The 21,798-nt window shown below is 62.5% G+C and carries 21 protein-coding genes; 12 read left to right on the top strand and 9 right to left on the bottom strand.

All coding sequences use genetic code 11. The features are described from left to right. Nucleotides 1-23: 23 nt before the first annotated feature. Entirely contained in the window at nt 24-677 is a 654-nt protein-coding gene (locus tag XB14_RS24125; RefSeq protein ID WP_077965428.1) for a response regulator transcription factor, read from the top strand. A 4-nt stretch (nt 678-681) separates the two neighbouring features. Further along, nucleotides 682-1,998 (top strand): ATP-binding protein, encoded by a 1,317-nt coding sequence (locus XB14_RS24120; RefSeq protein WP_077965045.1) that lies wholly within the window; start codon nt 682-684, stop codon nt 1,996-1,998. 106 nt (nt 1,999-2,104) lie between these two features. On the opposite strand, the gene XB14_RS24115 is transcribed toward XB14_RS24120, so the two are convergent. Next, entirely contained in the window at nt 2,105-3,430 is a 1,326-nt protein-coding gene (locus XB14_RS24115) for an MFS transporter (RefSeq protein ID WP_077965044.1), read from the bottom strand. Between the two features lie 182 nt (nt 3,431-3,612). After that, nucleotides 3,613-3,810, bottom strand: coding sequence for a hypothetical protein (locus XB14_RS33345; protein WP_179119647.1), 198 nt, complete (start codon nt 3,808-3,810; stop codon nt 3,613-3,615). Here XB14_RS33345 and cyoA point away from each other — a divergent pair. The 7 genes from cyoA to XB14_RS24080 all read left to right on the top strand — a co-directional run bounded on the left by cyoA (nt 3,725) and on the right by XB14_RS24080 (nt 12,109). Further along, nucleotides 3,725-4,843, top strand: a complete 1,119-nt coding sequence (cyoA, locus tag XB14_RS24110; protein ID WP_077965043.1) for a ubiquinol oxidase subunit II — start codon at nt 3,725-3,727, stop codon at nt 4,841-4,843. The two genes, XB14_RS33345 and cyoA, sit on opposite strands and share 86 nt — an antisense overlap. A gap of 80 nt (nt 4,844-4,923) precedes the next feature. Then, nucleotides 4,924-6,927 carry a cytochrome o ubiquinol oxidase subunit I gene (cyoB, locus tag XB14_RS24105; protein WP_077965042.1) on the top strand — a complete coding sequence of 668 codons (2,004 nt, stop codon included), beginning with the start codon at nt 4,924-4,926 and terminating at the stop codon, nt 6,925-6,927. 4 nt (nt 6,928-6,931) lie between these two features. Further along, nucleotides 6,932-7,552: a cytochrome o ubiquinol oxidase subunit III gene (gene cyoC / locus XB14_RS24100; RefSeq protein ID WP_077965035.1), complete on the top strand. Its 621-nt coding sequence runs from the start codon at nt 6,932-6,934 to the stop codon at nt 7,550-7,552. Beyond that, the gene (gene cyoD / locus XB14_RS24095) at nt 7,549-7,953 is read left to right on the top strand and encodes a cytochrome o ubiquinol oxidase subunit IV (protein ID WP_077965034.1); all 405 of its coding nucleotides are present in this window, start codon (nt 7,549-7,551) and stop codon (nt 7,951-7,953) included. Before cyoC ends, cyoD begins: the two co-directional genes overlap by 4 nt. A gap of 21 nt (nt 7,954-7,974) precedes the next feature. Then, a complete protein-coding gene (locus XB14_RS24090) occupies nt 7,975-8,721 on the top strand; it encodes an SURF1 family protein (RefSeq protein WP_077965033.1) in 747 nt (248 codons plus the stop codon). A 125-nt stretch (nt 8,722-8,846) separates the two neighbouring features. Beyond that, a complete protein-coding gene (locus XB14_RS24085; protein WP_077965032.1) occupies nt 8,847-9,731 on the top strand; it encodes an AraC family transcriptional regulator in 885 nt (294 codons plus the stop codon). Nucleotides 9,732-9,904: 173 nt separating this feature from the next. After that, nucleotides 9,905-12,109, top strand: coding sequence for a TonB-dependent siderophore receptor (locus tag XB14_RS24080; protein ID WP_077965031.1), 2,205 nt, complete (start codon nt 9,905-9,907; stop codon nt 12,107-12,109). 231 nt (nt 12,110-12,340) lie between these two features. Here XB14_RS24080 and XB14_RS24075 read toward each other — a convergent pair whose 3' ends face one another. The 3 genes from XB14_RS24075 to XB14_RS24065 form a co-directional block, all read right to left on the bottom strand. After that, nucleotides 12,341-12,823, bottom strand: a complete 483-nt coding sequence (locus XB14_RS24075) for a GlcG/HbpS family heme-binding protein (protein ID WP_077965030.1) — start codon at nt 12,821-12,823, stop codon at nt 12,341-12,343. Between the two features lie 88 nt (nt 12,824-12,911). Next, a complete protein-coding gene (locus XB14_RS24070) occupies nt 12,912-13,520 on the bottom strand; it encodes a response regulator transcription factor (protein ID WP_077965029.1) in 609 nt (202 codons plus the stop codon). Next, nucleotides 13,517-14,869, bottom strand: a complete 1,353-nt coding sequence (locus tag XB14_RS24065; RefSeq protein WP_234804135.1) for a sensor histidine kinase — start codon at nt 14,867-14,869, stop codon at nt 13,517-13,519. Before XB14_RS24065 ends, XB14_RS24070 begins: the two co-directional genes overlap by 4 nt. Between XB14_RS24065 and XB14_RS33615 the strand changes: the two genes are divergently transcribed. Further along, entirely contained in the window at nt 14,870-15,055 is a 186-nt protein-coding gene (locus XB14_RS33615; protein WP_234804134.1) for a hypothetical protein, read from the top strand. A gap of 162 nt (nt 15,056-15,217) precedes the next feature. Here the strand turns inward: XB14_RS33615 and XB14_RS24060 are convergent, their stop codons facing one another. The 4 genes from XB14_RS24060 to XB14_RS24045 form a co-directional block, all read right to left on the bottom strand. Next, nucleotides 15,218-15,679 carry a MaoC family dehydratase gene (locus XB14_RS24060; RefSeq protein ID WP_077965020.1) on the bottom strand — a complete coding sequence of 154 codons (462 nt, stop codon included), beginning with the start codon at nt 15,677-15,679 and terminating at the stop codon, nt 15,218-15,220. A gap of 29 nt (nt 15,680-15,708) precedes the next feature. Then, complete coding sequence (locus XB14_RS24055; RefSeq protein ID WP_077965017.1) at nt 15,709-17,301, bottom strand: DHA2 family efflux MFS transporter permease subunit; 1,593 nt, start codon at nt 17,299-17,301, stop codon at nt 15,709-15,711. Between the two features lie 67 nt (nt 17,302-17,368). Next, complete coding sequence (locus XB14_RS24050; protein ID WP_077965012.1) at nt 17,369-18,571, bottom strand: HlyD family secretion protein; 1,203 nt, start codon at nt 18,569-18,571, stop codon at nt 17,369-17,371. Nucleotides 18,572-18,986: 415 nt separating this feature from the next. Next, nucleotides 18,987-19,883, bottom strand: a complete 897-nt coding sequence (locus XB14_RS24045; RefSeq protein WP_077965010.1) for a LysR family transcriptional regulator — start codon at nt 19,881-19,883, stop codon at nt 18,987-18,989. Between the two features lie 116 nt (nt 19,884-19,999). Here XB14_RS24045 and XB14_RS24040 point away from each other — a divergent pair, with 116 nt between their 5' ends. Together XB14_RS24040 and XB14_RS24035 are read left to right on the top strand one after the other, a co-directional pair. Further along, nucleotides 20,000-20,986: a cyclase family protein gene (locus tag XB14_RS24040; protein WP_077965427.1), complete on the top strand. Its 987-nt coding sequence runs from the start codon at nt 20,000-20,002 to the stop codon at nt 20,984-20,986. A gap of 192 nt (nt 20,987-21,178) precedes the next feature. Then, a complete protein-coding gene (locus XB14_RS24035) occupies nt 21,179-21,790 on the top strand; it encodes an NUDIX domain-containing protein (protein ID WP_077965009.1) in 612 nt (203 codons plus the stop codon). Nucleotides 21,791-21,798: the final 8 nt, after the last annotated feature.

Genomic DNA, 21,798 nt, shown 5'->3' with positions numbered 1-21,798 from the left:
ACGAACAAGTGTCCGGTGATATCTTGAGAGTCCTACTAGTCGAAGACGATCAGGTTCTGGGGGAGGCGCTGCGCGACCATGTCGCGGCCGGCGGCCATGCGGTCGATTGGTTCAAGCGCATCCTCGATGCGGTGGCCGCGACCGATACGGTATCCTACGGACTGATCCTGCTCGATCTCCGACTGCCCGATGGCGAAGGGCTGACCCTTCTGCGTTCGCTGCGCGCACGCGGCGATGGCACGCCTGTGATCGTTCTGACGGCGCACGACCAGATTTCCGACCGGATCGAGGGGCTCAACAGCGGGGCCGACGACTATCTCGTCAAGCCTTTCGATCTCAACGAGCTGACGGCCCGTATGCTGGCCGTTTCCAGGCGCTACACGGGCAATGCCACGCCGACGGTCAAGCTGCCCGGCATCGAGATCGACCAGGTTCACCGCAAGATCGCCGTCAACGGCGACAGTCAGAACCTCAGTGCCCGTGAGTGGGCCGTTCTCGACAAGCTGGTGGCTCATCCGGGCGCTCTCGTATCCAAGGCGCAGCTTCACGATGCGCTCTACGCCTTCGGCGCCGAGATCGAAAGCAACACGGTCGAGGTCTATATCAGCCGCCTGCGCAAGAAGATCGGGCCGCACCGGATCGAGACCGTGCGCGGCCTCGGCTACTGCTTCAGGTGATTGCATGTCCGACAAGAGGAGCATGACACGCAGACTGGCCATCGCGCTCACCAGCGTCGTTGCCCTGTTCTGGTTCGTCGCGCTTGGGCTCGGCGTCTACGTGATGCAGGACGAGTTCACCGAGATCTTCGACAGCGGTGTGCAGGAGACCGCGGAACGGTTGTTGCAGATCGTGGCGGACGAGGCGGCGAGGGACGCGCCCAATGGCCTGTCCCAGGCGTCGGTTGTGGCGCCGGGGCTCAACTCGCAATACCTCACCTACCAGGTCCGCGCTCGCGATGGTCGCATGCTGTTCAACGACGGCGCGCCGGAACCCTTTGCGGTTCCGCTTGCGACCGGCTTCTCGCAGACTTCCACCCATCGGATCTACACTGCCGGAACGAGCGACGGCTCGCTCTACGTGCAGGTTGCCGACGCGCTCGAGCATCGGACCGAAGCGCTGATGGAAGGCGGAACCGCGCTGCTCCTGCCGCTGCTGGTGCTGATACCGGGCAGCATCCTTGCCATCGTCTTCGTCGTTCGCAGCACGCTGTCGCCCGTCGCGCAATTGCGCGACGACATCCTGACCAAGGACAGCGGCAACCTGGCGCCGATCGACGAGGCGTCGCTGCCGCGTGAGCTGCGCGCGATCGCGCGCTCGGTGAACCTGCTTTTGGCGCGGCTCAAGGCAGGGTTGGAGGTGGAACGCGAATTCACGTCAAACAGCGCCCATGAGTTGAGGACCCCGATTGCCGGTGCGCTCGCGCAAACCCAACGGCTGGCGAGCGAGGTGCCTCAGGCGTTTCAGCCTCGAACGGCCCAGATCGAACGTGCGCTCGTACATCTGAGCCGGCTTGCCGAGAAGCTGCTGCAGATGTCGCGCGCCGAGGCGGAAATTGCCATTTCGGACGAGCAGAACGATCTGTTGCCGGTGTTGATGGTCGTCATGCAGGATCTGGAACGGTCGGCGCTCGGCGCCAACCGGCTGAACGTTCAGGTCGCCAGGGGCACCGTTCTCGAGCGGCCGATCCGCGCGGATGCCTTTGCCATCGTCCTGCGCAATCTCCTGGAGAACGCCCTGATCCACAGCCCGCCGGGCAGCCGCGTTGATATCCATGTCGATCCGATGGGTATTCGCGTCACGAACGAGAGCGCGGTTGTCGGTGAAGACGTGCTTGCCAACCTGACGAAGCGCTTCGTCCGTGGCCCGACCGAGGCCTCCGGTTCCGGGCTCGGCCTTGCGATCGTCCAGCGGCTGGTCGAACAGATGCACGGGCAATTGCGAATAGCTTCGCCGGCACGGGGCATGACGCAGGGATTTGAGGTCGAGGTCCGCCTATGATGGCCGCAGGGATCGAAGGAAGCGCCATACGACATCGTCGCACCACGGCGGCGAGGTAACAGAAAAGGGATCGGGGCGCTGAAGCCGGCGCCCCGATTGACCCTGTTTACTGCTGGTCGAGCGCCCGTGTCAGGCTGAGTGCTGCGATCGTGCAGATCGCGCCTGAAATCAGGTAGCCGCCGATGAAGATGATGCCGAAGCTGCTGGCAAGGCCGAGCGCCACGAGCGGCGCGAAGGCCGCACCGACGAGCCAGGCCAGATCCGATGTCAGCGCTGCACCGGTGTAGCGGTAATACTTGGTGAAGCGCGACGACACGGCGCCGGACGCCTGGCCGAAGGTGAGGCCAAGAACGGCAAAGCCGATCAGGATATAGGCATCCTGCCCGGCTCCGCCGGCGTCGAGAAGGAAGGGTGCGGAGAAACTGAAGATCGCGATCAGGGTCGCACCAAACATCAGCTCGTTGCGGCGGCCGACGCGGTCGGCGATCAGGCCCGACACGACAATGCCGAGCGCGCCGACGGCCGCGCCCGCGACCTGGACCAAGAGGAACCGGGCGGCCGACTGCCCACCGTTCAGGATCACCCAGCTGAGCGGGAAGATCGTCACCAGATGGAACATCGCGAAGCTCGCCAAAGGCACGAAGGCTCCAAGCACCACGTCAAGCGCGTGCTTGCTCAACATCTCGAAAACCGGGCGGGCCTGCAGTTCCTGTGCTTCCATCGCCGCGCCGAACTCCTTGCTGGCGACGATGCGCAGGCGGGCAAACAGCGCCACGACGTTGATCGCAAACGCGACGAAGAACGGATAGCGCCAACCCCAGGAGAGGAAATCCTCCTCGGAAAGATTGGCCACGAAGTAGCAGAAGATGATGCTAGCGAGGGCGAAGCCGATTGGGGCTCCGAGCTGCGGGATCATCGCGTACCAGCCCCGATGGTTCGGTGGCGCGTTGAGGTTCAACAAAGAGGCGAGGCCGTCCCAGGCGCCGCCAAGGGCAAAGCCCTGTCCCAGCCGGAAGAGGGCCAGCAACGCTACCGCCCAGTATCCGATCGTCTCATACCCTGGAAGAAACGCGATTGAGGCCGTCGAACCACCGAGAATCACAAGCGCAATGGTCAGCTTGGTGCCGCGTCCGTAGTTGCGGTCGACCCACATGAACACGAAGGAGCCGACCGGGCGGGCGAGGAAAGCGAGCGGGAACAGCGCGAAGGACATCAGCGTCGCGGTGACCGCGTTGGGCGCGAATGGGAAGATCAGCTTCGGGAAAACGAGGATCGAACCGAGGCCGTAGACGAAGAAGTCGAAGAATTCCGAGGTACGTCCAATGACCACGCCAATGGCGATGCTGCCGGGGGACAGAGGCTTGTCGTCCTCATGAATGCGACGTGCATCCCGCTCGAGACCAGACGATGTTGGGTTAGCGACCGAAACCATGAATTTCTCCGACGAACGAACGTCTTGTCGTTAGAGTGTTGACCAATTGGCGTCTGATATCAAGAATGCCGTGCACGTACATGCGCACATGCCTCATTCGAGTTCGTGCCTAACGTTCGCTGGAACAGCCGGCACCGAACCGACAATAAGTCTTTGCGCCCGTACAGACGCGCATAGAGCCATCAGGCTGTCACTGCACTGCGGCAAAATGCTGCGCTGCGACGATCGACCTCATTTCCATGCGCGATCATGCCCGAGTAATGCCGACTAGACAAAACGCAAGTTGAGGCCGCAATGCCGAAGCCATACAGTTTAGCCGGACGATCGATCACTGCCGTCCTGTTGCTCACCGTTCTTTCGGGATGCAACATGGTGGTCATGTCGCCTTCCGGCGATATCGCCGCGCAGCAGCGGGATCTGATCGTTATCTCGACGGTTCTGATGCTGCTGATCATCGTTCCGGTCATTTTCCTGACCCTTTTCTTCGCCTGGCGCTATCGCCAGTCGAACACCGCCGCCAAGTATGACCCGGAGTGGCATCACTCTACCGGCCTTGAAGTCATCATCTGGTCGGCGCCGCTCGCCATCATCATTGCACTCGGCGCGATCACCTGGGTCAGCACCCACAAGCTCGACCCCTATCGACCGCTCGATCGGATCGATGCGGCGCGCCCGGTCACCGAGGAGATGAAGCCGATCACGGTCGAGGTCGTAGCCCTCGACTGGAAATGGCTGTTCTTCTATCCGGAGTACGGCATTGCCACGGTCAACGAGATGGCGGCACCTGTCGATGTGCCGATCAACTTCAAGATCACCGCCTCCTCGGTGATGAATTCCTTCTACGTTCCCGCACTCGCCGGCATGATCTACGCCATGCCCGGCATGCAGACCAAGCTGCACGCCGTCATCAACAAGGCAGGCGAATACGAAGGCCTTTCGTCCAACTACAGCGGCGACGGCTTCTCGCACATGCGCTTCAAGTTCCACGGCGTGGACCAGGCGGGCTTTGATGCCTGGGTTGCCCGGGTGAAGCAGAACGGCACGATGCTCAATCGCGACGCCTATCTGAAGCTCGAAAAGCCGAGCGCGAAGGAGCCGGTGCGCTATTACGCTTCCGTCGAAGACGGCCTCTATGAGGCGGTGCTCAACATGTGCGTGCGCGAAGGCCAGATGTGCATGAAGGATATGATGCACGTCGACATGATGGGCGGAGCCGGGGTCGAAAGCCACGAGAACCGCGCCAAGCTCGAGCATGACAACCGCCACGCGGGTGGCGTGACCGAGGCGGCCGCTCCGGCAGCGACCTTCCCCGAAACCGGCAATCCTGCAAAGAGCGAGGAACCGGCCGAGGGCGTCAAGGAAGAGCAGCCGGCGGCTGAGCCCATGAACCACGACATGCACAAGACGCACTAGGACTTTCGCGCGCTCGCCGGCATTGCTCCAGCGAGCGCCAGGGCCCTTCGGGCCGCAATTCGAGACATATTGGAAGACCCATGTTTGGTGACACCAGCCTCACGCAATTCATCTTCGGGCGGCTTACCTGGGAAGCGATCCCCTATCACGAACCGATCCTCGTCGTGACCTTCGCGGCCGTGGCCGTGGGCGGCCTGGCGATCCTCGCGCTGATCACGAAGTACAAGCTCTGGGGCTATCTCTGGCACGAGTGGTTCACGTCGGTCGATCACAAGAAGATCGGCATCATGTACATCATCCTGGCGATCGTCATGCTTCTGCGCGGCTTTGCCGACGCGATCATGATGCGCCTGCAGCAGGCGATCGCCTTCAACGGCAACGAGGGTTACCTCAACCCGCACCACTACGACCAGATCTTCACGGCGCATGGCGTGATCATGATCTTCTTCGTGGCCATGCCTTTCGTCACCGGCTTCATGAACTATGTCGTGCCGCTGCAGATCGGCGCGCGCGACGTCTCGTTTCCGTTCCTCAACAACTTCTCGTTCTGGATGACGACGGGCGGTGCGATCATCATCATGATGTCGCTGTTCGTCGGTGAATTCGCGCGCACCGGCTGGCTCGCCTATCCGCCGCTTTCGGGCGCGGACTACAGCCCAGGCGTCGGCGTCGACTATTACATCTGGGGGCTACAGGTGGCGGGCGTCGGGACGACGTTATCCGGCATCAACCTGATCGCCACCATCGTCAAGATGCGCGCTCCGGGCATGACCTTCATGAAGATGCCGGTCTTCACCTGGACGTCGCTCTGCACCAACATCCTGATCGTCGCAACCTTCCCGATCCTGACGGCAACCCTCGCGCTGCTCTCGCTCGACCGCTACCTCGGCTTCAACTTCTTCACCAATGACCTTGGTGGCAATCCGATGATGTACATCAACCTCATCTGGATCTGGGGCCATCCGGAAGTCTACATCCTCGTGCTGCCGGCTTTCGGCATCTTTTCCGAAGTGGTGGCGACCTTCTGCGGCAAGCGCCTGTTCGGCTACACCTCGATGGTCTACGCCACCTGCGTGATCATGATCCTCTCCTACCTGGTGTGGCTGCACCACTTCTTCACTATGGGTTCGGGCGCCTCGGTGAACGCCTTCTTCGGCATCACCACGATGATCATCTCGATCCCGACCGGCGCGAAGATGTTCAACTGGCTGTTCACCATGTATCGCGGCCGCATCCGCTATGAGTTGCCGATGCTCTGGACGATCGGCTTCATGATCACCTTCGTCATCGGCGGCATGACCGGTGTCATGCTGGCGATCCCGCCGGCCGACTTCGTGCTGCACAACTCGCTGTTCCTGATCGCCCACTTCCACAACGTCATCATCGGCGGCGTGCTGTTCGGACTGATGGCAGGCCTCGTCTACTGGTGGCCGAAGGCCTTCGGCTACAAGCTCGATCCCTTCTGGGGCAAGATGAGCTTCTGGTTCTGGCAGATCGGCTTCTTCTTCGCGTTCATGCCGCTCTACGTGCTCGGCCTGATGGGCGTCACCCGCCGCGTCAGCCAGTTCGAGGATCCGTCGCTGCAGATCTGGTTCATCATCGCCGCCTTCGGCGCCGTCCTGATTGCGCTTGGCATCGCGTCCTTCATCATCCAGCTTGTCGTCAGCTTCCTGCGCCGAGACCAGCTGCGCGAAACGTCGGGCGATGCCTGGGATGGCCGAACACTGGAATGGTCGACCTCGTCGCCGCCGCCGGATTACAACTTCGCATTCACGCCCGTCGTTCACGACCACGACAGCTGGTACGACATGAAAAACCGGGGTTACGAGCGTCCGCTCGAAGGCTTCAAGCCGATCCACATGCCGAAGAACACCGGTACGGGCGTCATCCTCTCCGGCCTCAGCGTCGTGCTCGCCTTCGCGTTGATCTGGTACATCTGGTGGCTGGCGGCGGTATCCTTCATCGCCCTCATCGCCGTCTCCATCGGCCATACCTTCAACTACAACCGTGATTTCTTCATCCCCGCGGAAACCGTCGCGGCAACCGAAGATGCCCGCTCAAAGCTGCTTGCGAAACGGACCTGAGACGATGAGCCAAACCCAAGTCCAAGAAACGGAAAAGCCGCAGTTCTACCTGAAGGAAGAGCATCACCCGGAGCACAGCACAATGCTGGGCTTCTGGCTCTACCTGATGAGCGACTGCCTGATCTTCGCCGTCCTCTTCGCCACGCACGGCGTCGTCGGGCGCAACTATGCGGCGGGCCCCGCACCGGCCGACCTGTTCGACCTCAATCTGATCGCGATCAACACGGCGATGCTGTTGTTCTCGTCCATCACCTACGGCTTTGCCATGCTCCAGATGGAGCGCAACGCCAAGATGGAGACGCTGTTCTGGCTGGGCGTCACCGGCGTGTTCGGTGCGATCTTCCTCACGCTTGAGCTCTACGAGTTCTACCACCTGATCCACGAGGGCGCCGGCCCGACGCGTTCGGCCTTCCTGTCCTCGTTCTTCACGCTGGTCGGCACCCACGGCCTGCACGTCACCTTCGGCATCATCTGGCTGATCACGCTGATGGTGCAGGTCAGCAAACATGGATTGAACCCGGAAAACCGCCGCCGCCTGATGTGCCTCTCCATGTTCTGGCACTTCCTCGACGTCATCTGGATCGGCGTCTTCTCCTTCGTCTATCTGTTGGGAGTACTCGGATGAGTTCGCAGCATCCTGGCCACGAAAGCGCGTTCGAGCCCCACCACGCGCACAGCCATCCGGGCGACGCTGCCGGCCACGGTTCGTTCAAGAGCTACATGACGGGCTTCATCCTGTCGGTGATCCTGACGGCCATTCCTTTCTGGCTGGTCATGAGCGGCGTGCTCGACAGCAAGTTGCTGACCGCCGTGCTCGTCATGGGCATCGGCGTCGTGCAGATCGTCGTGCACGTGATCTATTTCCTTCACATGAACGCCCGCTCCGAAGGCGGCTGGACGCTGATGGCGCTGATCTTCACGATCATCATCGTCGGCATCGCGCTCGCCGGTTCGCTCTGGGTCATGCATCACCTCAATACCAACATGATGCCGATGACCCATGAGATGATGAAGAACATGCCCTGATCAGGGGCGGGCAGAAGCGAAATGACCGCTGGCCATGACGTGAAAGGGGAGGGCGCGAGAGCATCCTCCCGCGCCCGGTTCCTGCTGACCGGCGCGCTCGTGTTTCTCGGCATCGTGTTTGTGGCGCTCGGGACATGGCAGGTCCAGCGGCTCTTCTGGAAGCTCGACCTCATCGCCCGCGTCGATGCGCGCGTGCATGCCGACGCAGTCCCGGCCCCGCCGCGGCCGGACTGGCAGGGCATTACCCAAGGGAAGGACGAATACCGCCGCGTCAGTGCGACGGGTACCTTCAACCATGACAAATCGGTGCTGGTACAGGCAGTAACCGAACGGGGGCCCGGGTTCTGGGTCCTGACGCCGATGCGCCTCGAAAACGGCACGACGGTTCTTGTCAATCGCGGTTTCGTGCCCGCCGACCGGCGCGATCGGGTGGCGCGCGCGAACGGCGAAATGCCCGGGAGAACTGGGATCACCGGGCTTTTGCGCATCAGTGAACCGGGTGGCGCCTTTCTTCGTTCCAACGATCCGGGCGGCGATCGCTGGTTCTCCCGTGACGTCGATGCGATCGCGACCGCAAAAGGGCTGACGGATGTCGCGCCCTATTTTATCGATGCGGACGCGACACTAAACGCTGGCGGTCTGCCGATCGGCGGCCTCACGGTCGTCCGCTTCCGCAACAGCCACCTCGTCTATGCCCTGACCTGGTTTGCGCTCGCGGTCATGAGCGCGGGCGGCGCGTGGCTCGTCTATCGGCGGCGGGTCGCGTAAAAATCCACTTGTGCCCGCTGATCCGTCGCGTCGTTGGGGCTTCCGCAGAACATTAAAGATGAGTAATAGAAGAAGGAATTAACCGGAGGCGTCGCCTCGTCCCTTAGAGCATTGGATACGCCTCGATGTCGTTTCAACCGCGGATGCAGAACAAGATTTCCGGGTTCAAGGTTATCGGCGGCCTGCACCGGCGGGAATGGAACGGGATCATCGCCGATGTCTGGGATGTCGAATGCGAGGCGAGGGCAGGCGGCCACTACCTCTCCGATGATCCGCGCATGTTCATCGTACTCGACGCCCAGGGCGGCAGCCGCTGCAATGTCAGGCTTTCGCCCGATGGACGCGGTGCGGTGCAGAACGCGCGCCAGCAGGCGCTTTCCTATATTCCGGCGGGCATGGAAATCTGGGCCGATATGGTCGACGTCAGCCACATCCGCCACCTCGACCTGCATTTCAACCTCGAGATTCTGAGCCGGCGGCTGGCGGAGGATCTCGACGCGGGCCGCTGCGATACGCCGCGGCTGATGTTTTACGACGAGCGCTTTCTGCAGCTCGCACAGCTGATTGCCGCCGAGTGCCTCAATCCGCAGCCCTTGCACGATCTCTACGGCGATGGGCTGACGGTCGCGCTGTTCATCGACCTGATGAAGCTCAACCGTTCAGATGCCCGCAGACGCAGCCCGCTCGCCGCCTGGCAACTTCGCCGCGCCGTCGACTACATCGACGAAAACTGGGGCCGCAACATCCGGCTGGAGGAGCTGGCGTCCCTTGCCGGACTGTCGCAGTCGCATTTCAGCCACGCCTTCAAGGCTTCGACCGGCATGGCGCCGCACCAGTGGCAGACCAATGCCCGGATCGAGCGAGCCAAGCAGCTGTTGCTGAAGAACGAGGCATCGTTGACGACAGTTGCGGCCGAAACCGGGTTCTCCGACCAGGCACACTTCACCCGGGTCTTTCGCAAGGTCGTGGGCGCGACGCCGGCCTCGTGGAAGCGCAGTCGATTGAGCTGAGCAAGTCCCACGCCGACGAGCAGTTGTTCGCTGCAAATAGCCCAGAAACGTTCAATTCCCGCTGATCGCGACAAGAGTTGCCTGAATAGTTGATATAAATACTCATCTTATTAGAGGGTATAGACCGCGCCGCCTGGAAGGCCCGCGGTGGATCGGCGTGAGACGGCGGACAGATGAAGGCAAAAGGCAAGGCAGTACGGTTGACGGAATGGCTGGCAGGCGGGGTCGCCGGCATTGCGGTCTTGGCCGCCAGCGCGGCGATAGCGCAGGATGCGCCCGCGACGCGGCTGGAAACGATCGAGGCGACCGGCACCAGGGCTGAGAATGATGCAACCGGGCCGGTCGACGGCTATGTCGCCAAGGCGACGACGACCGGCTCGAAATCCGCAACCGCGATCGCGGAAATCCCGCAGAGCGTTTCCGTCGTCGGGCGCGAGGAGCTTGACGACCGCGGCGTCGTCAACAAGGTCGACGAAGCGCTACGCTACACGCCGGGCGTGATGGCCGAGCCCTTCGGTGTCGATCCGGATACCGACTGGTTCTACATCCGCGGTTTCGACGCCACGCAGACGGGCGTCTTCCTCGATGGCCTGAACCTCTTTTCCTACGGCTTCGGCGGCTTCCAGATCGATCCCTTCATGCTGGAGCGCGTCGAGGTGCTGAAAGGTCCGGCCTCGGTGCTCTATGGCGGCGCCAATCCGGGCGGCATCGTCAGCCTGATCAGCAAGCGGCCGCAGGAGGAGAGCTCCACCTATGTCGAGACCGGCATCAACAACAACGGCAATGCCTTCCTCGGCATCGACGTCAACCGGCCGCTGGACGATGCGATCAACTACCGCGTTACCGGCAAGGTGTCCGGCGGCAACAATTACACCGATCATTCGGAGGACCTGCGCGGCTTCCTCCTGCCGCAGATCACCTATCAGCCCGACGATGCGACCAGCCTGACCGTCTACGGATTGCTGCAGGGTCTCGACCAGGTCCATACCGGCGGCGGCTTCCTGCCCTATGACGGCACGGTCGTCGATGCACCCTTCGGCAAGATCGATCGCAAGGCTTTCTTCGGCGAACCCGACATCGATACCGGCACCTATGTGCAGCAGATGCTCGGCTACGAATTCAAGCACGAGTTCGACAGTGGCTGGCAGTTCAGCCAGAACCTGCGCTATGGCCATCTCTACAAGCATGAGAACGGCCCGTATACCTATGGCTATTACGATCCGAGCCTTCCTTTTCCGGTTTCGACCAAGCCAGCAACTCCGGACAACAAGCTCTATCGCCTCGGCTTCGAGGCGACGTCGAAGGTGGATACCTTCGCCGTGGACAACCGCCTCGAAGGCGAGTTCGAGACGGGAGCGCTCGAACATAGGCTGCTCGTTGGTCTCGACTACAAGTTCTTCCGGCTGGACCACGTCCAGGCGTCGTCGGCGGGCACTCCGATCAGCGCCACCGATCCGGTCTATGGCGCGCCGCAACCCGCCAACAACATCTACATCAACCAGGTGATCACGCAGCAGCAGCTAGGCGTTTACGCACAGGATCAGGTCCGCTTCGGCGACGGCTGGCTCGTCACGCTCAACGGCCGCTACGACTATGTCGATACCAGGACCGACAACGGGCCAACCTTCTGGGTGCCGACCCAGAATTCGAGCTTCGACTATAGCGAAGGTGCCCTCAGCGGCCGCGCCGGACTTGCCTATGAATTCGACAACGGCCTGACCCCTTACGTCAGCGTCGCGACCTTCTTCAATCCTGTCGTCGCGGTGACGGCAACCGGCAACACCAAGCCGGAGGAGGGCGAGCAGTTCGAGGCCGGGATCAAGTACGAACCGACCTTCTTCGATGGAGTGCTCACGGCGTCCGTCTACCAGCTGACCAAACGCAATGCGCTCGTCACCGATCCAGGGACCAGCATCTCCACCCAGACGGGCGAGGTACGTTCCCGCGGCATCGAGTTCGAGGGCAAGGTCAATCTCGACGAAAGCTGGAAGCTGATCGCGGGCCTCGACTTCATGGATATCGAGGTGACCGAGGACGCAAACCGGGCGCTCATCGGCAAGTCGCCCTATCTCGTGCCCGACGCACAGGCCTCGCTGTGGCTCGACTACACCGTGCAGCAGGGGGCGCTCGAAGGCGTCAGCCTTGGCGCCGGCGTGCGCTACCGCGGCGAGAGCTGGGCGGACAAGGACAACACGGCGAAAGTACCGGCATCGACGGTTTTCGACGCCGCTCTGCGCTACGAAAAGGACGGCTGGGGTGCCGCCCTCAACGTCACCAACCTGTTCGACAAGGACTATGTCAGCGGTTGCAGCGGCCTGCTCGTCTGCGGATATGGCGATGCGCGCACGGTCACGCTCAAGCTCAGCAAGACGTGGTGAAATCGTCCGGCTGGCAGGTGTCCGCTGCGCCTGCGGCGAAGCACTGGCCGCCTCGACCGGCCAAAAGCAAACAGGGCACTCGACCCTTGCCGGGGAGCGCCCTGTTTTAACCCGGAGTGCCGCCATCGCACGCCTAAGGCGCGGACGACTGAGAGCTCTCGAAACGGGTAGTGGCCTTTAAATGGAGAGGCTCGCCGGCTTTTCAAGGGCGGGAGCCTCCCTCGGAGCGAATTACTTCGCGCCGATCGCGGCAAGGCCGGCGTTTGCGCAATTTGCATCGACGTCGCCCGACGGCGCGCCGCCGACACCGATGCCACCGACGAGCGCCTTGCCGAACTTGATCGGCACGCCGCCGGCCTGGATCACCATGCGTGCATCCATGTTGCGGAGGCCTTCGTTGGCGGGCTTGGAAGCGATGAACTCGCCGAGGCCAGCCGTGTCGCGGCCCATGGCCGCCGAGGTGAAGGCCTTGCCCTGGGCGCTGTTGCCGGTGTGCGGGCCGGAATTGTCGGCCTTCAACACCACCTTGGTCGAACCGTCACGTGCAACGACTGCGACGCTGACATTGTGACCTTCGGCCGCGCATGCCTTCAGCGCAGCGTCAGCAGCCTTGACGGCCATCTCGAGCGGCAGGTAGGCGGCGGTCGGAAGCTCCTGGGCGGTGGCGGCGACGGGAGCGAGGAGGGCTGCTGCAAGCACGATATTGCGGATCATCAATGGGTTCCTTTCCTGTTGATATGGAAAGGTTATTGCGGTTCGCCGCCCGTCGGTATTCGTAGCTCTTCCCTCACCATCCGTAGTTCTACGGAGTTTGCATTCCTTCGAGCCAGATGCGGGTCATCTCCGCCTGCGAGGTGCTGCCAAGCTTGGCGCCGATCGCCGCACGATGGCTTTCCACGGTTCGCGGCGACAGGCCGAGCCCTTCGGCGATCTGGCGGGTGGTGAAACCTGAGGCGATGCTCTCGAGTACCTCGCGCTCGCGCTGCGTGAGCGCTGCCAGGAGGGCAAGCGTTTCCGCCTTTTCCGCCCGCGCCTGCATGGTGCGCACCAGCATCTCTTGGCCCTTGTGGATCGCGTCGATCAGATCCTGCTCGTCGATGGGTTTGGAGAGAAAGTCGATGGCGCCGTTGCGGAAGGCGCGCCGGCAGGCCTCGATGTCGCCGTGGCCGGAGATGACGATCGTCGGCCAGTCCACGCCGCTTTCGCGGAGCTTTTCCTGCAGCTTCAGCCCGGAGATGGCCGGCATGCGGATATCGAGGATCAGGCAACCCGGCTCAAGGCGCGACAATTGCCCGAGAAACGCCTGCGGATCGGCGAAGGGGATAACCTTGATGCCGACCGTCGAGAGCAGCAGGCCGAGCGCGCGGCGGACCGCATCGTCGTCGTCGACGAGATAGACGGGAACGGTCATGCTGTCTCTTCCTGTCGGGCTCGCGCCCTGGGCAAGGTCACCCGAAAAGTGGCGCCGTCATCGCTGGCCACCAATGCGATCTCGCCGCCGGCGCGTTCCACTAGGCGTTGGCTGAGGGCCAGGCCAAGCCCCGTGCCGCCCGCCCGCGTCGTCACGAACGGGGTAAAAAGGCGCGGGCGCAAGGTCTCGGGGATGCCTGGACCATTGTCCGCGACATCGAAAACCACCGAGGCATCCTCTTCCTTTAAAGTCACGGTCACGCGGGGCGTTTCGCCTGCATGTCCGTCGAGCGCTTCCATCGCGTTGCGCACCAGATTAAAGGCGACCTGCTCGATTTCGACCGGGTCGCCAACAACTGAGACGGGCGTTTCCGGAAGATGAAATTCAAGCTGGATGCGCCGCGACAGGGCGTCCTGCTCCAGCAACGCCTCGACATTGCCGAGCGCTCGGCGGAGGTCAAAGGCGCTCACGGGTGTCGCGTGCGGCTGCGACCAGTTGCGGAAGCGCTCCAGAATGCCGGAGGCTCGGCGTGCCTGGCTCACGGTGTCGTCGAGCACGGCGGCGAGTGCGGCATGGTTCCGCTGGGTGAGCAGGCGACGCCCGGCCTGCGCCTGGGCGAGGATTGCGGTCAAGGGCTGTGTCAGTTCGTGGGCCATGCCGCTTGCCATTTCCCCGAGCGCATTGACGCGCGAGGCGTGTGTGAGCCGTGAATCGAGCGCGCTCAGCCGTGCCTGCTGTTCGGCGGCGCGGGTCCGCGCCCGTTGGCGCAAGGCCGCCAGCCCCGCGAGATAGGCGAGCGTGAGGGTGACGAATGTCAGGCCGGTCTGCACCGGCGGAAACATATCGGAAAGACCAATATCCATACCGGTTTCCAGCAACAGCGGCTGTGACACGCTGCTGAGCGGCCTGGAAAAGCGGATGGCATCGGGCAACGCCGCACGCTGAAGCAGATTGTGCCCGTCCGGAAGAGAGAGCCTAACGGCCGTGCTTGGCCGCGTCCAAAACGGTCCGCCGTCGCCTATCAGTTTGCCTGCGTCGATCGCGAGCATCAGCCCATAACGAGCCTCGTCGGTGTTGGGGCTGCGTTTGACCATCATGTAGTGATCGGGACGCTGCGGATGCGGCAGAAGCGTGATCCGGCCATCGGAGGCTTTGGCCGCCGCGCGAATTCCCTCGGCTGTCACCGCATCGAGCGTCGCTGTCCCGATCGTCTCCGCTCCCGGCTCCAGGGGAACGAGTTGGACTTCGTCGATGCGCGGATAGAAGCGGGTGATGGTGCGTGCGACATCCAGGAAGAGGTCGTGCCGACGCCCTTCGGACGCAACCGCCACGGCCGAAAGCGCCGTCAAATGGGCGTCGTGCTGATCGGCGCGCTGGGAGGCGAGCCCATGGAGCGCGGTGCTTTCCTGCTCCAGTTCGGCAACGAGGGACTGTCGCTCACGGGCGCCGAGAGCCACGGCCCCGACGAGCAGAAGAAGACACCAGAGGGCAGCAAGATGGAAGGGCCGCTCAAGAAACGGACGGTTGTTCGGTAACATCGATCATTCTTGTCATCTGCAGGCTTGCTTGCACAGCCTTCCATTGCTGCTGTCCGGCTGCGCGGGGCGCCTGCTGGGAAAATACGATCCCGACGACAGAAAATCCAGAGCGCGTCGCGCGGCGTTACCTCGCACGATCGCCAAGTGCGGTCGGCCGTTTCAGCCCGGCTTGCGCACGACCACGAGTTTCGCCTTGAGGATCTGGACGACCTCGTTGCGCTGGTTGATCGTCTGGCTGACGACGACCGCGATGCCGCGGTCGGGTTTCGAGCGCGACGGTATGATCTCGACCACCTCGCTTTCGACATGCAAGGTATCTCCGGGTCGCGTCGGGGCCGGCCAGTTGATGTCTCCGCCCGCGCCGATGAGGCCACCGGCGAAAGGCAATCCGGTCTCGACGTTCAGCCGCATCGTGATCGCCGCCGTGTGCCACCCGCTTGCGGCCAGGCCCTTGAAGAGCGTGTCCCTGGCGGCCGCCTCGTCCAGGTGAAACGGCTGCGGGTCGAACTGCGCGGCAAAAGTCTTGATCTGCGCCTCGTCGATCGTATGCGTCGCGCTCGTGAAGCGCTGTCCGACGTGAAGATCCTCCAGATAGAGACGATCCGGTCTGGAACCTTGCATGGGTCTTCCTCCTTCCACGTATCTTCGAATTAGTGGGCGCCACCCGCGCCGGCGCCGCCAAGCTGGATCTTTCGGGTGAAGAGCAGCACGATGGCGGCGAGCGCCAACACGATCCCGATCACAGCGAAGGTATCACCGAAGCCGAGGATCAGCGCCTGTCGGCGAACCGTAGCACCGATCACGGCGATCGCCTTGTGTTGTGCGACGGCGGCATCGGTGACGCCATGCGCCATGAAATGCCGCGTCAGGTCGCCGATCCGGTCGCGGGCCTCATCGCGGTAGATCGTCACGGACTGGCCGATGATGTTCGAGTGAAACTGCTCACGCTTGGTCAGCACCGTCGCAAGGGTAGCCGTGCCGACGGCGCCACCGAGATTGCGCAGCATGTTCGACAGGCCAGAGGCGGCAGCCGCGTCGCTCGGCGCGATGCCGGCGGTGGTGATCACCGTGATCGGCGTCAGCACCAGCGCCTGACCGATGGCGCGTACGATATTCGGGATGAAGAACTGGTCGCCGGCACTGTCGATCGACAGCGTCGTGTTCATGAAACAGCTGGCCGCGAAGATGCTGATGCCGACGAAACCGATGTAGCGCACGTCGAACCGCTTCATCAGCGCCGGCACGAGCGGGATGATGAGTAGCTGCGGCAATCCGGTCCAGGCAAGCACGAGGCCAATCTGCTCGGCATTGTAGCGCTGCACTTGACCGAGATACTGCGGCAGGATGTAGACCGTGCCGAACAGGGCGACGCCGACCAGCACGTTGACGAGAACCCCGACCCCAAAATTGCGCTGCTTGAGCAGGCGCAGCTGCACAAGCGGCTTTTCCACCTTGAGTTCGATGATGACGAAGGCGATCAGGAATGCGGCCGCCGTCAGGGCAAGCTTGACGATGAACGGTGACTGGAACCAGTCGTCCTTGTTGCCTTCCTCAAGAACGGTCTGCAGCGCCGAGAGACCGATGGCCATGGTGACGATGCCGGCCCAGTCGCCCTCCCTGAGCAGCGACAATTGCATTGGCTTCTTCTCAAGGGTGAAATAGAGCGCAATTACCATCACCAGGCTTGGCGGAGCGTTGACGAAAAAGATCGACTGCCAGCCGTAATTCTCGGTGAGGTAGCCGCCGATCGTCGGGCCGATGGCCGGGGCGAAGGTGACGGAGAGCGCAAACAGCGCCAGCCCGAGGGGTTGCTGTGCCTTGGGCAGCCGGGTGAGCACCATGGTGAAGGCCATCGGGATGAGCACGCCGCCGGCAAAGCCCTGCAGGCCGCGCAATGCGATCATAGATCCGAGATCATGGGCAAAGGCACAGGCCGCCGAGAACAGCGGAAACAGGATGGCGTTCGTCAGCATATAGCGCCGGAATGAGAAGACGCGGCTCAAGTAGTCCGTGAGCGGGATCACGACGATCTCACCGATGAGGTAGGACGTCGAGATCCAGGCGCCATTGTCGACGCCCGTGCCGATGCCGCCTTCGATGTCGAGCAGGGAGGCGTTGGTGATCTGGATGTTGAGGATCGCCATGAAGGCGCCGATCAGGCCGGCAAGAACGGCGATCCAGGCCGTCGTGCTCGCCTTGTCGGGTGACGTCGCTGCGGGATTCCGCGCGGCAGGCGAAACCATGGGTATCGTGGTAGTGGACATCGCATCCTCCTGCCAAGCTGGGCAAAGACCAGCGCCTGAGCGCCCCTCAGTTGATGCGCGCCGACGTGGCGGCAACCGCTGTTCCTGCGGTTCTGGTGTCGATCGTCGGGTAGACGGACATGCCCGGACGCAGCACCACGTCCAGCGGACTGTCGCGGTTAAGCACGATCTTTACGGGAATGCGCTGCACCACCTTGGTGAAGTTGCCCGTCGCATTGTCGGGTGGCAGCAGCGCGAACTCCTGGCCGCTTGCCGGCGAGATGCTGTCGACGTGGCCCTCGAAAACCTGACCGGGGAACGTGTCCACCTCGATTGCCACGGTCTGCCCGGGAACCACATCGGCGAGCTGCGTTTCCTTGTAGTTGGCGACGATGTAGGCGGCGTGGGTCGGCACGACTGCCATGAGCTGCGTTCCGGCTTGCACATATTGGCCGACGCGCAAGGTGCGGTTGCCGATCACGCCGTCGATCGGTGCTGCGAGCGCTGTGTAGGAGAGGTTGAGCTCGGCCTGATGCTCGGCAGCTTTGGCGCTGTCGAGCGCGGCCTTTGCCTGCGCGACCTCGGCCTTGATGACATCGAGTTGCTTGACCGCGCTTGCGAGCGCCGCCGTGTCGCGGGTCACCGCCGCGCGGGCCGCAGCGATCCGCGAGGCGGCCTGCTGCGCGTTCTGCAGGGTGCCGAACCCTTGTCTTGCGAGTTCCGAATAGCGTTTGTCGTCCTGCTCGGCGAAGGTCTGGTCGGCCTTGTCGGCCTGGACCGTCGCTTTTGCCGAATCGATCACGGATTGCTGCGCGACGAGAGCCGATTGCTTGTTTGCGATATTGGCTTCGGCGGCTTCTACGCCGGCCCGTGCTTGTTCGAGGCTGACCTTGAAGTCGCGGTCGTCAATGCGGGCGAGAACCTGTCCGGCCTTGACCTGTTGGTTGTCGGCGACCAGCACCTCGGCGATATGGCCCGAGACCTTCGGGGCGATCGTCGTGCTGTCGGCCTTCACGTAGGCGTCGTCGGTCGAGACTTCGAAGCGGCCCGTCGTCCAGTAAGCCCAGCCGAAGTCAGTCGCGCCGGCGACGGCAGCAATGGCAACCGACGCAAAAAGCAGATTGCGCAGCCAACGCTTGCGACCCGCCTGCGGACTTGTGGTCACCGCGGTCGGCACGGCCGGCAGCGTCCGCTGAGGCTCCATACCGGGCATCGCCTCCATCGTCTCCACGGGTTGGGCACTTTCGATGCTGAATGACTGCTGGCTCATTTTCCGGCTCCTTTCACCGGTGCGGCGAGCGTCGAAATGAACGGCAGGCCAAATAAGGAAACTGTGTAGTTTCCAAAATATTCGCCTCCTCGCCCGCTGTCAAACGAATTTGGAAAGCCGTGGCATTCCAAAAGTCGGAGTGTCACCCATGTAACATGATTAAGTTTGTCATGTTTTGAAACTAAGAGGCGATCGGCATCGAGGGCGCCCGCCCGTTCTACAATTCACCACCGTCGACCTCTACGCAAAGCACAAGATCAACGATTGGGTGCAATTGGCGATGAGCGTGGAAAACCTGACGGATCGCTTCTATCTGGACGCGGCAACCGGCGCGGCGAATGCGGTTCCGGCGCCGGGGCGTACATTCCGTGTGAACCTCACGACCCGGTTCTGAAACGGGCGCAGGCCGGGCTCGCTAAAGCCCGGCCTGCCGGATCTCGCTTGCGAGAAATTCGGTGAAGACCTTAACCTTCGGCAGCAGCAGACGATTGGTGGGATAGACCGCGTAGATGCCGCGCTCGGCAAGCTTGTGGCCGGGCAGGATCTGCCGAAGCTTGCCATCGGCAAGCAACGGCGTGGCGATGAAGGAGGGCAGTACGCCAATGCCGATGCCCGCCTGGATCATCTCGCTCAGCATCAGGCTGTTGTCGGCGACGAACCGCGCGGGCAGGTCGATCATAACGGCGCCGTCAGGTCCTTCCAGCCGCCAACTGCCGGGCTGGTCGGCCAGGCGGTAGGTGAGGCAATGGTGGTCCTTGAGATCAGCAACCGTCGCAGGCGTGCCGTTGTCTGCCAGATAGGCTGGGGCGGCGCAGATAATTTGCCCGATGTCTCCGAGCCGTCGGGCAATCAGCGACGAATCGGTCAACGCGGCGCGCACGCGGATGGAAACATCGAAGCCCTCCGAAACGACGTCGAGCACGTGGTCGTCGAGCGTCATGTCGACCTTCAAACGCGGATGAAGTGTCATGAAGCGCGCGAGCATGGGCGCAAGCACTGTCAATCCGAAGGAGAGGGGCGCATTGAGCCGGAGCCGGCCGTTGATCTCGCCGGCTTCGCCCGAGGTGGTGCGTTCCAGATGGTCGAGCTCGTCGAGAAGCCGGCAGCATTCGGAAAAGTAGGCGCGTCCGTTTTCCGACAGGCTCATGCGCCGGGTGGTGCGCACGATGAGGACGGCTCCAAGGCGTTCTTCCAGGTGCCGGATCTGCTTGCTGATCGAGGCGTTCGATTGTCCGAGTTCCTCGGCCGCCTTGCTGAAGCTCTGGAGCTCGATGACGCGTCGGAACGAACGCATGGCAGCCAGAAGATCCATATTTTCTCCAGGGTGAATTATGTTTTCGTTTCATCGCTGATTATTCGCGCAAACGCTAGCAATAAGGTGAGCCCAGCTTCCTGATGTCGATGGAAGACCAGAAGAAGGAGTTCATCATGTTCAAAACAGCAGCTCTCGAGCGTGCCTTGGTCGTTTCTCTCGTGGCAGGCCTCTTTGGTAGCACGGCCTTTGCGCAGGAGGTCGGCAAGAGCCCATGGGGGCCGAAGGACGAGATCGGCCGCCTCAACCTGATCACGCCGCAATCACGCGCCGCCATTCTGTCGCGGATCGAGGGGAGCAAGTCCTACGACCTGGCAGTCGAGTATTTCATCGGCATGCCCAGCTGGGAGGCGGCCGGAGACCCGCCCTACCAGATGTGGATGACGCACACGCCGCACGGCACGGTGGTCTCCGATCCGATGAAGGTCGGCAAGGAGATGAATGCGCATGTCAGCTATTCCGGCTCGGCCGTTTCGATGTACGCCCACATGGGCACCCATATCGACGCGCTCAATCACTTCGGCCTGAACGGCAAGATCTGGAATGGCTATGCGGCGGCCGACCACCTCGGGGACCAGGGCTGGACGGTGACCGGCGCCGAGAAGCTGCCGCCGATCGTCGCGCGCGGCGTGATGATCGACGTTGCGGCCGCCAAGGGCATGCGGATGCTTCCCGACAACTACCGGATCACGCGCAAGGATCTCGAGGAGGCGCTGAAAAGCCAGGGCGTGACGCTCGCGGAGGGCGATGTGGCCTTGATCCGCACCGGACGCATGCAGAACTACGAGGACAAATCCGCCTATATGAGCAATCCTCCCGGGCTCAGCATCGACGCGGCAAAGTTCCTCGTCGAAGACGGCGGCGCCATGGTGGTGGGCGCTGACAACTTGAGCTTCGAGGCCTTTCCGGCCGAGACCGAGAACAACTACATCCCGGTTCATACCTATCTACTCGCCCAACAGGGTGCGCCGATCATCGAGCTCATCAATCTGGAACAGCTGTCGAAGGACCGGGTCTACGAGTTTGCCTTTGTCGGCGCGTCCCTGAAGTTCCGTGGGGCAGACGCAGCGCCGATCCGGCCGGTGGCGTTCCCGCTGCGATAGCACGGCGGCGGAATTTCCGCGCTGAGGTCAAGGGACCCAGGTGCCGCAGGATCAGCCTGCGGCACCTTCGCTGCGGTGAACGTCCGGTAGTCAGTTTGTTTGCACGAACTTCTTTGACATTGCACGAAAATGCACGACATTGCCGCCGCAACGACCGCGATCCACCCCGGACGCGTGACTATGGAGGGCACAATGAGCATTGCGCACCGCATCCGGATCGAAGACGTCACCATTCTGTCTGATGATTGGTATCTCCTGAAGAAGACCACCTTTTCCTTTCTGCGCGGCGACGGAAACTGGCAGCGGCAGTCGCGCGAGACCTACGATCGCGGGAACGGTGCGACGATCCTGCTCTACGATCCCGCCCGGCGCACGGTGATCCTCACCCGTCAGTTCCGCTACCCCGCCTTCGTCAACGGCCATGACGACCTCCTCATCGAAGCGCCGGCCGGGCTGCTCGACAACGCTGAACCGGAAGCCCGTATCCGGGCGGAAACGGAGGAGGAAACGGGCTTTCGGGTGCGCGACGTGCGGCAGGTGTTCGATGCCTTCATGAGCCCCGGGTCGGTAACGGAACGTCTGCATTTCTTCGTTGGCGAGTACCAGCCCGGCGATCGGACCTCGCCAGGCGGCGGCAACGAAGACGAAGGAGAGGATATTGCGGTCCTCGAACTTGGCATCGATGAGGCGCTTGCCATGATCAGCTCTGGCACCATCCGCGATGGAAAGACGATCATGCTGTTGCAGTACGCCGCCTTGAACCTGTTCTCCAACCGAATACCGGGCGGCGGCGTGGCAGATTGAGGCAGCAG

The sequence above is a fragment of the Ensifer adhaerens genome (genome assembly GCF_002007205.1).
Taxonomy (GTDB): Bacteria; Pseudomonadota; Alphaproteobacteria; order Rhizobiales; family Rhizobiaceae; genus Ensifer; species Ensifer adhaerens_D.
The sequence above is the reverse complement of the archived record's forward strand: the minus strand, read 5'-3'. Positions and strand labels throughout refer to the sequence as shown.